We start from the raw sequence: 14588 nt of genomic DNA, 5'->3' as shown, positions 1-14588 counted from the left end.
CACGCTCGGGGGAGCTACGAACACGCCGCGTCACCATGCGCGGCGGAGTCCACAATGCATGGAGGGGAATCGTGCGCAAGCTACCCGCTGGGCTGTTCAGCCTGGCCTTGGCGGCAACGGCCGGGATCGGATGGGCCGCGGCCGGTAACGCCGTCACGCCGTCCACCCAGAGTTCGGGACCGATCGCCAGTGAGACCGCACCCGCACCGGACGAGATGCCGAACCCGCTCGAGGAGAAGCGTCGCGACCTGCGCCAGGAGGCACTCACCAAGGTGCTGAACGGCACGGCGAAGCCGGAGCTGCGGAACGGCAGCCAGGTCGTGAAGCTGGGCACCAAGGCCGCCGCCGCGAAGGGGATCAAGAACAAGTCCGGCAAGGTCGACCAGTACGTCGAGCTGAGCCGCGAGAAGAGCGACAAGATCTTCGTCGTACTCGCCGAGTTCGGCAACGAGCGGCACCCGAGCTACCCCGACGTGGACACCTCGCCGAACTTCCCCGGCCCGGTGACCTGGGACGGGCCGCTGCACAACGCGATCCCGGAGCCGGACCGCGCGGTGGACAACAGCACCGTCTGGCAGTCCGACTACAGCCAGAAGTACTTCCAGGACCTGTACTTCGGCAAGGGCAACTCGGTCAAGAAGTACTACGAGAAGCAGTCGTCCGGCCGCTACACCGTCGACGGCACCGTCACCGACTGGGTGAAGGTCAAGTACAACGAGGCCCGGTACGGCCGGTCCAACGGCAAGCCGTGTGCCGCCAACAACTGCAACAACGTGTGGGCGCTGATCGCGGACTCGGTCAACCAGTGGGTCGCCGACCAGAAGGCCAAGGGCCGCACCACCGCGCAGATCCAGGCCGATCTGAAGTCGTTCGACGTCTGGGACCGCTACGACTTCGACGGTGACGGCAACTTCAACGAGCCCGACGGCTACATCGACCACTTCCAGATCGTGCACGCCGGCGGCGACCAGGCCGACGGTGACCCGTGGCAGGGTGAGGACGCCGTCTGGTCGCACCGCTGGTCGGTGCAGTACCCGGGCGGCCCGGCGAACAACCCGAAGGGCGGCTCGCAGATCGGTGACACCGGCCTGTGGGTCTCCGACTACACGATCCAGCCGGAGAACGGCGGGATCAGCGTCTTCGCGCACGAGTTCGGCCACGACCTCGGCCTGCCGGACCACTACGACACCTCCGGCCCGGCGATCGAGAACAGCGTCAACTGGTGGACGATCATGGCGCAGAGCCGGGTCTCCAAGGCCACCGACGGCGGCATCGGCGAGCAGGCGGCCGACTTCGGCGCCTGGGACAAGCTGCAGCTGGGCTGGCTGGACTACGAGATCGTCGCCGCCGGCCAGAACCGGACGCTCGAGCTCGGACCGCACGAGTACAACACCAAGAAGGCCCAGGGCCTGGTCGTGACGCTGCCGAAGAAGTCGGTGACGCACGAACTGGTCACCCCGGCCGCCGGCACGAAGTCCTGGTGGAGTGGGCAGGGCAACCAGTTCACGCACACCATGAACCGTCAGGTCACCCTGCCGGCCGGCGCCGCGAGCCTCACCTTCCAGGCCAACTGGGACATCGAGGACTGCGGTCCGGACCCGTGTGACTACGCCTACGTCGAGGTGAACGACGGTACCGGCTACAAGCCGATCGCCGGCTCCATCACCAAGGCGGCCGAGGGCAACGGCATCGACGGCACCAGCACCGGCTGGGTCCCGGCCACCTTCGACCTCTCGGCGTACGCCGGGAAGACGGTCGGCCTGCAGTTCCGCTACACCACGGACCCGGCGGCTGGCGGCAAGGGCTTCTTCGCCGACGAGATCAAGGTGACCTCCGGCGACACCACGGTCCTCAGCTCCGGTGCCGAGACCACGCCGGACGGCTGGACGCTCAACGGCTTCAGCACGGTCGGAGCGTCGTACACGACCCAGCACGACAACTACTACCTCGCGTCGCACATCAACTACGTCAACTACGACGCGCACCTGAAGACCGGCCCGTACAACTTCGGCTTCGCCAACACGGCGCCGGACAAGGTCGAGCACTTCCCGTACCAGGACGGTCTGCTGCTCTGGTACTGGGACACCTCGCAGGAGGACAACAACACCAACGAGCACCCCGGTCAGGGTCTGGTGCTGCCGATCGACAGCCACCCGGTCCCGATCAACCGCCTCGACGGCCAGCTCTGGCGGCCGCGGGTCGGCGGGTACGACGCTCCGTTCGGGCTCGAGAAGGCCGACTCCTTCTCGCTGCACCTCAACGGCAACGCCAGCTACATCCGCGGCCAGGCCGGAGTCTCGACCTTCAACGACTCCAAGCCGTTCTGGTTCGCCGAGCAGCCGATGGCCGGCGTCAAGGTGCCGAACAACGGCGTCAACATCAAGGTGCTCTCGCGCAACGGCACGAGCATCAAGGTCCAGGTCTCCAAGCGGAAGTAACGCCCTGATCTGAAAAGCAGCCCCCGGGTCACTGCCCGGGGGTTGCTGCTGTCTGGGCCACCTGGGTCCGGTCGGGCCGGCTCTTCAACTTCTCGATCGTGGCCTCGTAGCCGAACCCGGCCAGCAGCGCCTGCCAGAAGGTGAGCTGCAGATCCGGCTTCAGCGACCGCACGATCGCCAGCAGGACGAGTGCGGTGACCAGGCAGAAGAGGAACAGCCTCACGTACTTCGGCACCCACGGCGGAAGTCCCGCGGTCGCCCCGAAGTCCTTCTGGATATAGCCCTTCAGGAACGTGTACAGAATCGCGGCCAGCACTCCCAGCGCGATCCCGAGATAGTCGTCCATCGCAAACCCCTCCCAAGGTTCAGTCGATGACCGGTAACCGCTCGTCGAGCGGAACCGCCAGCGTCGAGCGCTCCAGCGGTACGCCGTCTGGCGTGAGGAAGACGAGATCGAAGACAACGCAGACCGGGGCGTGCGTCGCTTCCTCGTACGCCGACGGTTCGACGTACCCGATCGCCACCCGCAAAGCGGTCTCGCCCGCCGGCCGCAACAGGTCCACGGCGAGTGCCTCGATCTCGCGCGGATCGCGACGACTTTCGACCGGTACGGCGGTCGCCAGCGGCCGCACGCCGACATCCACGAAGGCGCCGTCGTGGCCGGTGATCAGGCTGACTCGACCGCCGGGCCCGATCGACGCCGTACCGCCGATCACCGTCAAGCTCTCCCGCTCGACGACAGGTGACGAAGGCTCGACCTGCTCCAGAGATCGTGGCGGCGAAGTCCGCTCGAGATAGCGCTCGGCCTGCTCCCAGTCGCGGAACCGGACAGTCCCCGACCACGGCATGTGCTCCGCGTCGGGCAGTTCCCAGGCCAGAAAACCGAGCTGCTCCTCCACCGGCGCGAACACGAGTGTCGGCCCGGCCTCAGCCCAGTGCTTCTGCTCGTACACCCAGCCGGCCGCATCGCTCAGGCTGAGTTCCGTCCAGCGCATCAGTACTTCGCCTTGACGGTCGGTGTCGCCGAGGTGCGCGGTCCGGGCAGGTTGTCGATGTCGAGAGTATCCAGCGTGTGCTGAGCGTCCTGGTCGCTGTCACCGAACGCGATCGCGAGTGGCTCATCGGTCTGGTAATACGCACCGGCTTGCATGGACCCGAACCAGGCGTCCTTGACCGGGAACTGCCGCAACATGGTGGCGAAGGCGCGACCGCGGATCGACGCCAGCTTGGACACCGAAGCGGCCGAGCGGAAACCGAGGACCATCCGCAGCTCGGTGCCGAGACTGCTGTTCTCCCATTTCGTCTTCCAGCCCGGCTGTTTGACGTCGTCGAGATTGCAGCAGTCGAAGACCACCACCGCAGGACCGCGACCGCCGAAGTTGCTGGTCAGGAGATCCCAGTCGAGCGCATGCAGGGCAACGGAGAACCCGTTGGTGCCGAGGCCGCCGTGCGACGCGACGTACAGGATGTCAACGTCCTGGCAGATGCCGGGATCGAGCGAGGCGCTCGTCAGGTCCTCGTCGCAGAGCACGAACTGGATGTCATCCCCCGCGTTGAGCATCCCCTGCAGGAACAGCGACGGCGCCCGGTACGCATAGCGCAGCCTGGTGTGCCGCACCGACGTCTGCAACGCCTGCTGCCACAGCGGCCTGTCGAAATGCGTCGCCCAGGCGACGCCCACCCTGATCGCCATCCCCCAACCCCCATTTCGGAGGATGACACAGCGTGAGGCCGCCGCCAAGATGCCGATGGATGATTCGATGCGCGGGTGGCGGACCGCCGGCACTCACCAACTCGGTGTGGCCTGCTTGATTCACGCTCAGCACGCCCTGCCCGGACGGCTCAGGAACGGGTTGATGAGTGGCACAGGTCCGCCGCAGGCCCGGGCGGTCGCCCGGCGACTTGGCTGGGGGGATAGCTGACGCGGGGAAGAACAAACAACCCCCGAGGATTGGTCCTCGGGGGTTGTTTGTTGTGCTGTTAGGCGGAAGCTACCTCGTACGGCGTGAGGTCGCCGGCCAGGGCCGGGTGGACTCGGGCCGTGACGCGGGTGCCGTCGGCGGTGTGCTCGAGTTGCTCGACGGAGCCTTCGGAGTGGATGCGGGAGACCAGGTCCCCGCGGTCGTAGGGCAGCAAGAGGTCCAGGGAGATGTGCGGCTGTGGCAGTGCACCCTCGAGGAACTCGCGGAGCTTGTCGATGCCCTCGCCGGTCTTGGCCGAGACCACGATGGCGCGTGGTTCGCGGGCCAGGATCGGGGCCAGCGCCAACGGGTCGGCGGCGTCGGCCTTGTTGATGACGATGATCTCGGGGACGTCGAGGGCGTTGATCTCGCCCAGGACCTCACGGACCGCGTGGATCTGCGAAAGCGGATCAGGGTGCGACCCGTCGACCACGTGCAGCAGCAGGTCGGCGTCCGCGACCTCCTCCAGCGTCGAGCGGAAGGCCTCGACGATGTCGTGCGGCAGGTGCCGGACGAAACCGACGGTGTCGGTCAAGGTGTAGACGCGACCGTCGGCCGTGGTGGTCCGCCGGGTGGTCGGGTCCAGGGTCGCGAACAGCGCGTCCTCGACCAGTACGCCGGCCCCGGTGATCCGGTTGAGCAGCGAAGACTTGCCCGCGTTCGTGTACCCCGCGATCGCCACCGAAGGAACCAGGTTGCGGCGACGCTCCTGGCGCATGGTCGAGCGGGTGCTCTTCATGTCCTTGAGCAGCCGGCGCAGCTTGGAGATCTTGGTGTTGATCCGGCGCCGGTCGGTCTCGATCTTGGTTTCACCAGGACCACGGCCACCGATACCGCCACCGGCCGCACCGACGCGTCCACCGGCCTGGCGGGACAGGTTGCCACCCCAACCACGCAGGCGCTGCTTCATGTACTGCAGCTGCGCCAGCTCGACCTGGGCCTTGCCTTCCTTGCTCTTCGCGTGCTGCGCGAAGATGTCCAGGATCAGCGCGGTCCGGTCGACCACCTTGACCTTGAGCTTGTCCTCCAGGTTGCGCAGCTGCGCGGGAGCCAGCTCACCGTCGGCGATCACCGTGTCCGCGCCCGAGGATGCGACCAGGTTGCGCAGGTCGGACACCTTGCCGGAACCGATGAAGGTCGCCGGGTCCGGCTTCTTGCGGCGCTGGATGACTCCGTCCAGCACCTCCGAACCGGCGGTCTCGGCGAGCAGCTTCAGCTCGGCCAGCGAGTTCTCCGCGTCCTCGGCGCTGCCTTCGGTCCAGACGCCGACCAGCAGCACCCGCTCCAGCAGCAGCTTGCGGTACTCGACCTCGCTGATATCGGTCAGCTCGGTCGACATGCCGACTACACGGCGGAGCGCCTGGCGCTCTTCGAGGTCCAGGCCTTCGGTGCTCAGATCACGTTCGTCGTACTCACTTTCGGTCTCGTCATGACCCGTCAACGGAGTGCCGGAGTCATCGCCCTCGAGGAGGTCGGTTTCGACATCGGTGGTCTCGTCGTAAAAGTTCGATTGGGTCGTCATATACCTTCCATGGTGGCACGGGCCACCAGTACAGGCGACCCGATTACCCACGTCAACGCCTCAGCGGCTGCCTGAATTCCCGTTCAGCCAGGCGCGGTCGAAGTCGCCGCGGGCATGCAGGACGGCCGGCCCGGTCAGTTCCAGGTGGTTGTCATCGCGCCACGTGACCGTGACTTCACCGCCTGGTACGCCGACGCGGTACGTGACCGGTAGTGCTTGCTTGGCGGCTTTGGCCGCTGCCACGGTCACTGCGCAGGTCCCCGTGCCGCAGGAACGGGTTTCGCCCGAACCACGCTCGTGGACGCGCATGTCCACGTCGTACGGACCACGCCGTACGACGAACTCCAGGTTGACGCCGTTGGGGAACGCCTCCTGCGGGGACCAGGTCGGCTGGTCGCACAGGTTGCCTGGCTCACTCAAGTTGTCGATGAAGGCCACTGCGTGCGGATTGCCCATGTCGACGTGCAGAGCGGGCCACTGGTGGCCGTTGGCGGTGACAACGATCCCGGCGGGTCCGGGCAGGGTGGGCTCGCCCATGTCGACGGTGAGCGTGCCGTCGTCATTCTGGACGACCTCTTTGACCCCTGCACGCGTGCCGACGCGGACTGGCTTGTCGTCGATCAGACCGGCGTCTGCGAGGTACCGGACGAACACCCGGACGCCGTTGCCGCACATCTCGGCAATCGACCCGTCCGCGTTGCGGTAGTCCATGAACCAGTCGCCGCCGTCCTCGACGTACTGCTGGCTGGCGCCTTCAAGGACCCGCAGTACGCCGTCCGCGCCGAGGCCGGCGTGGCGGTCGCAGAGGAACTGCACCAGTTCCGCGTCCAGCTCCCCGTGGACTGAGCCGTCGGGGTCAGGAAGGATCACGAAGTCGTTCTCCGTGCCATGGCCCTTCAGCCAGGGGAACGTGGTGCTCGTCATGGGTAGATCGTACGGTGTTGCGCTATGGAGCTGATCGCCTACTTCTGGGAGCAGGAGGACGCCGTTGCCGTCGCTGCGCGGCTGGACGGTGTCGTACGGCGGGGGCGGTTTCACGGGGAGGACGACGACGAGGACCACCCGTGGGTCGTCGTACTGGACGCTGCGGTGAGCCGTGCCGAGCTGGACTCGTTGCTGACCGAACACGACGGCTGGCTGGAGACTGCGGTCGACGAGCCGGTGGCGGCTCCCCCGCCGTTGCCTAGCGGGCCTAAGCGGTTCAAGAAGACTTGAGTTCGCTCGTGGCGATCGTGTTGGCGGCGATGAACGCCGTGTCGACCTCGTGCCCCAGACCTGGCGCGGTCGGGACCTGTACGACGCCCTGCGTGGCAACGACGGGTGGCGTGATCACGTCCTGGGCGTAGTACTTGGCGGAGGCCGAGACGTCGGACGGGAGCGTGAATCCGGGGAGGCTGGAGAGCGCTATATTCGCCGCTCTCCCGATGCCGAACTCGTGCATGCCGCCGCACCAGACCGGGATGCCCGCCGCGTGCGCGCGGTCGTGCGCTTCGCGGGCCGCGGTGAGGCCGCCCATCCGGGAGACCTTGATGTTGAGAACGCGGAGAGCGCCCAGAGAGAGCGCTGTCTCGAGATCTTCGACGGTCTCGATGCTCTCGTCCAAGCAGATCGGCGTCTCGATGTCCTGCTGCAGGTGGGCATGAGCCAGCAGGTCGCGCGGGGCGAACGGCTGCTCGATCATCGTCAGGCCGAACTCGTCCAGCGCCTCGAGATCCTCCCACTGGTTCGCGGCATAGATGCCGTTGGCATCGACATGGAGATCGAGGTCGGGGTGGGCCGCTCGGACCGCACGGACCGGTTCGACGTCCCAGCCGGGAGCGATCTTCAGTTTCACGCGGGGGTAACCGGCCGCAAGGTGCCGGTCGACCTCGGCCAGCAGGTCGTCGATCGTCGGCTCGATGCCGAGGGAGACGCCGGCTACGACCTCACTGCGGGTACCGCCGAGGGCCTCGGCCAGCGGCACGCCGTTGATGGTTGCCCAGAGCACCCATCCGGCCGTGTCCAGGCCGGACTTGGCGAACTGGTTGCCGCGCACCTTCGCCCACAGCTGCGGAAGTTGCTCGGGGTGATCCCACTCCTGGCCGAGGATCGCGGGAACGAGATAGCGCTCTCCCACGTGCCAGCAGGACTCGACGGTCTCGGGCGCGTAGTACGGGTCGGACGGCGAGGCGATCTCTCCCCAGCCGGTTGCGCCGGAGGCGTCGGTCAGTTCAACCAGGATGTGGTCGAGGAGGCTCTTGCCGTGTGAGCTGGTCCGAAACTCGTGCACCAGCGGCAACCGGACTCGGTGCAACCTGGCCGCGACGATCTTCATGCTGTTCCTCTCACGAGATGTACAGACCCAGCTCGGTGTTCAGGCGATCGCGCTCTCCCAGCCGACGCCGGGCGCCCTTGGCGCTGGCCGTGGTGAGGGTCGCGAGGACATGTAGGACGGAGGCGATCACTGTCGGCGAGTCGACGTACGACGCGCTCCCGGTGGCGACGTAGATGCACTGATCGGCGACCGCCGCCAGTGGGGCGTCTTCGAAGTCGGTGATGACAACGAGTTCACCCCCGGCCGACTTGAAAGATCGCGCGATCTCGACTGTGTCCCGGCGGTACCGGCGGAACGAGAACGCGACCATCAGGTCGCTGGACCGGACATCGGACAGTACGTCGACCGCCCGCACGACCGTCCCGTCGACGAGCGTCACCTGGGACAGGCCGGCGCTCAGGTCGAAGGCGAGGAGGGATGCGTACGAGAAGGATTTCGCCGACCCGACCACGAACCGCCGTCGGGCCGCGACGATCCGGGCCGCGGCCAGCGCGATCGCGTCGTCGGCCAAGATCTTGTCGAGCGCTTCCTCGATCGAGGCTCGCTCCTGCTCGATCACTCGGCGCTGGAGCAGCGTCGACGACCGCCGTTGCAGACGCGCGTCGTACCGGTCCTGGGGGCTGGCGAGTTCGCGGTTCCGGTCCTCGCTCATTCGGCTGGTCCGAACAGGTACGACGCGGTGTGCTCGTCGTCGCGGTGGATGCCGGTGGCAACGAGTCCCTTGGCCAGGAGTTCGGCGAACTCGTCGCGGACCCGAGAAACCAAGAGAGCGCTCACCGCGGCGCGATCAACCGGGATCTCGACCCGAGCAACCGGTTCTGGGAGTTGCACCTTCTCCTGGGTCAAGTTCCATTCGACGACTAGGCGGTCGGTGCCGGGGCCGTAGAGGTCGGGGCGGTACCAGCGGGCGCGGGCGCCTAGGACGTTCAGGTTGAAGTGGGCGTTGCGCACCTGGAACGGGTCATACGTCCAGCGCATCCGGGTCATGCCGTTCGCGAGCGCGACCTCACGTTGCGCGTACTTGAGCATCCGGCCGAGGCCGCGGCCCTGCAGGTCCGCGGCCACGACGGCTGATTGTGAGTAATGGTAGAGAGCGCTCTCCGATGTTCCCGGGAAGCCGTAGGCGAAGGCGACCAGACGATCAGACGCGTCCAGGACGCCGACCACGGATCCGCCGTTGCCGGCCAGGGCTGCCAGCAAGCGTGGGTTCAGGCCGTGATCCGGCTGCTGGTAACCGAAGACCTCGCGATACAGCGCCGCAGCTTCGGCGTACTGCTCCGGGGTCTGCAGTGAGACCGCCCGGAAGTCGTCGGACACTACGCGCTCCTCTCGAAGATACGAAACGGATCATGTCCGTCGTACGAGTAGAACGCTCGACTTCCGGGTCAGTCAATCAGCGACCGGATGATGATACGGATGCTATCTGTTGGTCGGCCAGAGCTGGTGGACGGTTCCGGCCGAGCCGCCGCCGCGGCGGGTGGGCTCGGCAGCAGCCAGGAAACCGCCGTTGGGCAGGAACTCGAGCGCGGCCACAGCGCCGATCTCGGCCGCCGAGGTGAACGCATCCCCGGACGGCACCAGCGTGTGACCGTACGGCTTGAGTGCAGCGCCGTAGGCCTCGATGAACGGCGGTTCGGCGGTGACGTTGGCCGTGTTGCGCTGCGAGGCACGCGGTGCAGCCACTGCCTCAGGCAGCGTCATGCCGCGGTCGACACGGTTCGTCAAGGTCTGCAGGACAGTGGTGATGATGGTCGACCCACCCGGTGAACCGAGCGCGAGGAACGGCTTCCCGTCGCGCAGCACGATCGTCGGCGACATCGACGAGCGCGGGCGCTTCCCCGGCTGGATGCGGTTCGGGTCGGCGTCGCTGTAGACGGTGGAGAAGTCTGTGAGCTCGTTGTTCAGCAGGAAGCCACGGCCGGGGACGGTGATGCCGCTACCGCCGGTCTGCTCGATGGTCAGCGTGTACGAAACCACGTTGCCCCACTTGTCCGCGGCAACCAGGTGCGTGGTGGACAGGCCCTCGGTGTCCGGGCGCTCGTTAGTCACGGTCGTCGCGCCACAAGCGCCGTACTGGCCGTCCGGCACGCCAGGCTTGACCGGCTTCACCGCAGCCTTGGCCGGGTCGATCAGGCACGAGCGCTCGGCACCGAAGCCGCGCGACAACAGCTCCTTCGTCGGTACGTCGACGTACGCCGGATCGCCGACGTACGCGCCACGGTCGGCGAAGGCGAGTGCCGACGCCTCGAGGTAGCTGTGCAGGGCTTGCGGAGTCGACTGCTTGCTCAGCTGCAGCGGCGTGAGGATGTTGAGCGCCTCCCCGACCGTAGTGCCACCAGATGAGGACGGTGCCATGCCGTAGACGTCCAGTCCGTCGTACCGGACCTTGGTGGGCGCGCGGTCGATCACCTTGTACTTCGCCAGGTCCGCAGTGGTCAGGTGGCCGGGCATCACCGGCAGTGCGGTCCCCGGTGTCTTCGGCGGGTTCTTCACCGTCGCCTCGATCTCACTCGCCAGCGGGCCGCCATAGAACGCCGGGAGCCCCTTAGCGCCGAGCAGCCGGTAGGTGTCGGCCAGCTCGGGGTTCTTGAACACCGTGCCGACCTGCGGCGCGTCACCACCGGGCAGGAACAGCTTCGCGGTCGGCACGATCGCAGCGAACCGGGCCTTGTTGTCCAACGTCTGACTGCGGAATGTGGCGTCAACGACAAACCCGTGCTGCGCCAGATCGGCAGCCGGCTTCAGCGCCTTGCCCAGCGACAACGTGCCCCACTGCCGCAGTGCGCGGTCCCACGTGGCCGGCGTACCAGGAATGCCGACTGACACCCCAGAAGTGACCAGCTCCGGGAAGAACCGGTACGGCGCGCCTGTCGCAGGGTCGATGAACGCATTGGTCGGCATCGCGGCCGGTGCGGTCTCGCGGCCGTCGATCGTGAGCACCTTGTGCTGTTTGGCGTTGTAGAAGACGAAGTACCCGCCACCGCCGATACCTGCGGAATACGGCTCGGTGACACCGAGTGCTGCGGCAGTAGCGACCGCCGCGTCGACCGCGTTGCCCCCACGACGCAGTACGTCGAGACCGATCTTGGTCGCATCAGGGTCGACCGAGGCGACAGCGCCGCCGTACCCGATGGCTGTTGGGTACTTGGTGCGCGCCTGCGCCGCATCATGGGCCGACTCCGGCACCAGTGGCTTCGGTGGGCTCGCGGCCGCACCGCTCAGACCGAATCCGGACAGGACTAGCGCACTCGCGGACAGCGACGCGATCAGCTTCTTCACCGGGTCTCCAGGAGCTCAGGCGGCAGGGATCTGTCCCTTGCCTATCCCGAACTCGCCCCGGGCGCCAGTCGAAAGGCGCATCCGGAGCAGATCAGTTGATCGTGCAGGACCCCAGGAACTGGCGCACCGTCTCGTCCGTCCAGGCCTGGTCCCCCGCCGGAGCCTCGACCAGCAGCCACTGACCGGACACCTGCACCTGACCGGTCAACCGGCCCGCCAGCGTCCCGATGTGATACCTCTTGCCGGCCGCATCGGTCACTCGGACCCCGTCCAGCGTCAGTGCGGACTCCCGGCGCTCCAGCACCACCTTCGCGGCCACCTCTGCGGTCCGCATCTCCGGCTGCGCCAGTACGACGCGGTCGGCCGCGATCGGCTTCTCGGCGACCCAGCCCACCGGGGCGAGGGTGCAGCCGATCGTGTTCCAGGCCTGCTGGTTGGCCGCGAGCTCGACGCCGCTGGAGAACAATGACATGGGGCCCTCACTGGCCTTAGCGCTCGGTTCGGTCGATCCCGCTGCACTCCCCGCGACCGACGACTCGTTCTCCCCGCCAGCCGCAATCGGCGCGTCGCCAGCACCGCCCCACCACTTCAGTTGGCCGAACGCGAGCACCGCGGCCGACACCGCGGCCACGCACAGCACTCCGGTCACCCGGCGGCGCCGTTTGATCCGGCGCAACGCTCGCCGCCCCCGCGCGATGTCCGCGTCGATATCCGCCGGCGGCAGGCCATCGGCGGCCTCCTCGGCGAACCCCTCCAGCAACTTCTTGACCTCGTCCACTACTCCGCTTCCGTCCCTCTCCCGGCGGTGTCGGCCGGGATGTCAGCCACTCCCCGTTGCCTGATCCGGCTGTTCGTCGGTCATCAGGTCCTTCAAACGCTTGAGCGCCTTGGCGGTCTGGCTCTTCACCGTTCCCTCGGTGCACTCCAGGATCCGCGCGCAGGTCGCGACGTCGAGATCCTGGAAGTACCGCAGTACCAGGACCGCGCGCTGGCGGGGCGCCAGGTCCAGCAACGCCCGCCGGACCGCGATCGTGTCCACCGGATCCGTCTCGTCGGCCAGTCTCGGCTCGAGCGTGTCGGCGGTCACCACCTCGGGGTGGCGGCCGGCCCGGCGGCGCTCGTCCAGGAACGCGTTCACCAGAATGCGGTGCGCGTACGGCCCGGCGCCTTCGTGCCGGATCCGGTGCCAGTGCACGTAGACCCGAGTACAGGCGGTCTGGACCAGATCCTCCGCGGTATGCGAATCCCCCGCGGTCAGCAACAGCGCCGTTCTCATCAATCGGGTGCGATCCGCGAGCAAGTACTCGCGGAACTCCGCCTCACGGTCACCCCCTCGCATCGACAACCCCCGCGGTGGGGGCGTTTTCTACCCCGACTACGCCATCGGCACCCGTTCGGTTGCCTGCGGCCAGCACATCGATCGCCTTGTCCAGCAGGGCGGAGTCGTCGTACGGCAGCCAGGTGATCCGCGGATCCTTGCGGAACCACGAATCCTGCCGCCGCGCGAACCGCCGGGTCGACTGCGCGGTCCGCTCCCGGGCCTCGGCCTCGTCGATCTCGCCGTTCAGCAAGGCGATCACCTGGGAGTAGCCGAGGGCGCGGTTGGCCGTCCTGCCTTCGAGCAGGCCGTGCTTCAGCAGTTCGCGCACTTCGTCGACGAAACCGGAGTCGAACATCCTGTCCACCCGCAGGCCGATCCGCTCGTCGAGCTCCGGCCGCGGTACGTCGAGACCGATCTGAACAGCTGGGTAGACATAGCGGTGCTCGGGCAGCGTCGCACTGTACGGCGCTCCGGTGATCTCGACGACCTCCAGTGCCCGGACGATCCGGCGACCGTTGCTGGGGAGGATCTGAGCCGCGGCCTTCGGGTCGACGGCTTCGAGCTTCTGGTGGAGCGCACCGGATCCGAGGTCTTCAAGCTCAGCCTCCAACCGCTCCCGTACGGCGGGGTCCGTCCCGGGGAAGGTGAAGTCGTCGAGGATCGCCCGCACGTAGAGCGCGGACCCTCCGGCCAGGACCGGAATTACCTGCCGACTCGCGCAGTCGTCGATCGCGGACCGCGCCAGCTGCTGGAACTCGGCCACGGTCGCGGTCTCGGTCACATCGAGAATGTCGAGCAGATGATGCGGTACGCCGCTCCGCTCGGGGACGGTGATCTTCGCCGTACCGATGTCCATGCCGCGGTAGACCTGCATCGCGTCCGCGTTCACGACCTCGCCGCCCAGGCGTTTGCACAGGGCAACGGACAGGTCGGACTTGCCGGCCGCTGTGGGGCCGACGACCGCGACGACGAGGGGTTCGGCCATCGCTCCAGTGTGGCAGTTCAAGTCTGCACCAAGAAGCATCGGGGTGCCCTTGTGGATGACCCCGGAAGACAGGTAGACACGACAGCAGTTCGCAACACCGGATTACGGGAGGAATGAAGCTGTGACGAATCCGTTCGAGGGAGAGTCCGAAGCGGCCAAGGACGCTTTGGGTCTGGGGGACGACGAGCTGGACGCCGCGAAGCGCAGCGGCGGTGACGTCGAACTGAAGGCGAGTGGTGGCGACGTGGAGTCCGGCGGTGACGTCGAATCGGGCGGTGACGTCGAATCGGGCGGTGACGTCGAGTCGGGTGGCGATGTCGAGTCGGGTGGCGGCAGCCAGGACTCCGGCGGCGACGTCGAGTAACAACCGCTGAATTCCTGTCCGACAGTTCGCGGCGGTCCTAGGACTTCAAGGGCCATTGATGTAATCATCTACCGCTAGCTGTCAGTAAGCAGTTCACTACGCAGGAATGGGAGCCCCAGCGATGGGCATCTTCGACAAGTTCAAGGACAAGGCCGAGGACCTGAAGGACAAGGCCGGCGACCTGGTCGATCAGCACGGCGACAAGGTCGGCGACGGTCTGGACAAGGCCGGTGACTTCGTCGACGAGAAGACCGGCGGCAAGTACGGCGACAAGATCGACCAGGGTGTCGACAAGGCCAAGGACGGCCTCGATGGCCTCGACGGCCAGAACGACGACATCCCGGACGCGGACAAGCCTGCCTGAACGCTTCCTTGACAAAGGGCCGCGAGCACTCTGCTCGCGG

16 protein-coding genes are annotated in these 14588 nt (G+C 67.1%); 4 read left to right on the top strand and 12 right to left on the bottom strand.

The features are described from left to right. The first annotated feature begins 71 nt into the window (after positions 1 to 71). Entirely contained in the window at positions 72 to 2438 is a 2367-nt protein-coding gene (locus ABD231_RS23410) for an immune inhibitor A domain-containing protein (protein ID WP_344155730.1), read from the top strand. 28 nt (positions 2439 to 2466) lie between these two features. On the opposite strand, the gene ABD231_RS23405 is transcribed toward ABD231_RS23410, so the two are convergent. The 5 genes from ABD231_RS23405 to dapF form a co-directional block, all read right to left on the bottom strand. After that, positions 2467 to 2784: a hypothetical protein gene (locus ABD231_RS23405; protein WP_344155727.1), complete on the bottom strand. Its 318-nt coding sequence runs from the start codon at positions 2782 to 2784 to the stop codon at positions 2467 to 2469. A 19-nt stretch (positions 2785 to 2803) separates the two neighbouring features. Next, the gene (locus ABD231_RS23400; RefSeq protein ID WP_344155724.1) at positions 2804 to 3433 is read right to left on the bottom strand and encodes a hypothetical protein; all 630 of its coding nucleotides are present in this window, start codon (positions 3431 to 3433) and stop codon (positions 2804 to 2806) included. Continuing rightward, a complete protein-coding gene (locus ABD231_RS23395; RefSeq protein ID WP_344155721.1) occupies positions 3433 to 4131 on the bottom strand; it encodes a DUF6345 domain-containing protein in 699 nt (232 codons plus the stop codon). The genes ABD231_RS23400 and ABD231_RS23395 overlap by 1 nt, the downstream gene beginning before the upstream one ends. A 287-nt stretch (positions 4132 to 4418) precedes the next feature. After that, positions 4419 to 5921, bottom strand: a complete 1503-nt coding sequence (gene hflX / locus ABD231_RS23390) for a GTPase HflX (protein WP_344155718.1) — start codon at positions 5919 to 5921, stop codon at positions 4419 to 4421. A 60-nt stretch (positions 5922 to 5981) separates the two neighbouring features. Continuing rightward, positions 5982 to 6845, bottom strand: a complete 864-nt coding sequence (gene dapF / locus ABD231_RS23385) for a diaminopimelate epimerase (protein WP_344155715.1) — start codon at positions 6843 to 6845, stop codon at positions 5982 to 5984. Between the two features lie 24 nt (positions 6846 to 6869). Here dapF and ABD231_RS23380 point away from each other — a divergent pair, with 24 nt between their 5' ends. Next, positions 6870 to 7136 carry a hypothetical protein gene (locus ABD231_RS23380; protein ID WP_344155712.1) on the top strand — a complete coding sequence of 89 codons (267 nt, stop codon included), beginning with the start codon at positions 6870 to 6872 and terminating at the stop codon, positions 7134 to 7136. Here ABD231_RS23380 and menC read toward each other — a convergent pair. From menC to miaA, 7 genes are all read right to left on the bottom strand, one after another. Beyond that, on the bottom strand, positions 7123 to 8235 hold the full coding sequence (gene menC / locus ABD231_RS23375) for an o-succinylbenzoate synthase (RefSeq protein ID WP_344155709.1): 1113 nt from the start codon (positions 8233 to 8235) through the stop codon (positions 7123 to 7125). The two genes, ABD231_RS23380 and menC, sit on opposite strands and share 14 nt — an antisense overlap. A gap of 10 nt (positions 8236 to 8245) precedes the next feature. Continuing rightward, entirely contained in the window at positions 8246 to 8887 is a 642-nt protein-coding gene (locus ABD231_RS23370; RefSeq protein WP_344155706.1) for a MurR/RpiR family transcriptional regulator, read from the bottom strand. After that, the gene (locus ABD231_RS23365; RefSeq protein ID WP_344155703.1) at positions 8884 to 9552 is read right to left on the bottom strand and encodes a GNAT family N-acetyltransferase; all 669 of its coding nucleotides are present in this window, start codon (positions 9550 to 9552) and stop codon (positions 8884 to 8886) included. The genes ABD231_RS23370 and ABD231_RS23365 overlap by 4 nt, the downstream gene beginning before the upstream one ends. Positions 9553 to 9654: 102 nt before the next feature. Next, on the bottom strand, positions 9655 to 11514 hold the full coding sequence (ggt, locus tag ABD231_RS23360; RefSeq protein WP_344155700.1) for a gamma-glutamyltransferase: 1860 nt from the start codon (positions 11512 to 11514) through the stop codon (positions 9655 to 9657). A gap of 91 nt (positions 11515 to 11605) precedes the next feature. Continuing rightward, positions 11606 to 12292, bottom strand: coding sequence for a hypothetical protein (locus ABD231_RS23355; RefSeq protein WP_344155698.1), 687 nt, complete (start codon positions 12290 to 12292; stop codon positions 11606 to 11608). 42 nt (positions 12293 to 12334) lie between these two features. Continuing rightward, the gene (locus tag ABD231_RS23350) at positions 12335 to 12853 is read right to left on the bottom strand and encodes a sigma-70 family RNA polymerase sigma factor (protein ID WP_344155695.1); all 519 of its coding nucleotides are present in this window, start codon (positions 12851 to 12853) and stop codon (positions 12335 to 12337) included. Further along, positions 12840 to 13820 (bottom strand): tRNA (adenosine(37)-N6)-dimethylallyltransferase MiaA, encoded by a 981-nt coding sequence (miaA, locus tag ABD231_RS23345; protein ID WP_344155692.1) that lies wholly within the window; start codon positions 13818 to 13820, stop codon positions 12840 to 12842. Before miaA ends, ABD231_RS23350 begins: the two co-directional genes overlap by 14 nt. A 121-nt stretch (positions 13821 to 13941) precedes the next feature. Here miaA and ABD231_RS23340 point away from each other — a divergent pair, with 121 nt between their 5' ends. Further along, a complete protein-coding gene (locus ABD231_RS23340) occupies positions 13942 to 14184 on the top strand; it encodes a hypothetical protein (protein ID WP_344155689.1) in 243 nt (80 codons plus the stop codon). Positions 14185 to 14305: 121 nt separating this feature from the next. Beyond that, positions 14306 to 14548: an antitoxin gene (locus ABD231_RS23335; RefSeq protein WP_344155686.1), complete on the top strand. Its 243-nt coding sequence runs from the start codon at positions 14306 to 14308 to the stop codon at positions 14546 to 14548. Positions 14549 to 14588: the final 40 nt, after the last annotated feature.

Source organism: Kribbella yunnanensis, from assembly GCF_039529655.1.
Classification (GTDB): Bacteria; Actinomycetota; Actinomycetes; order Propionibacteriales; family Kribbellaceae; genus Kribbella; species Kribbella yunnanensis.
This window is presented reverse-complemented; position numbering and strand designations above follow the sequence as displayed.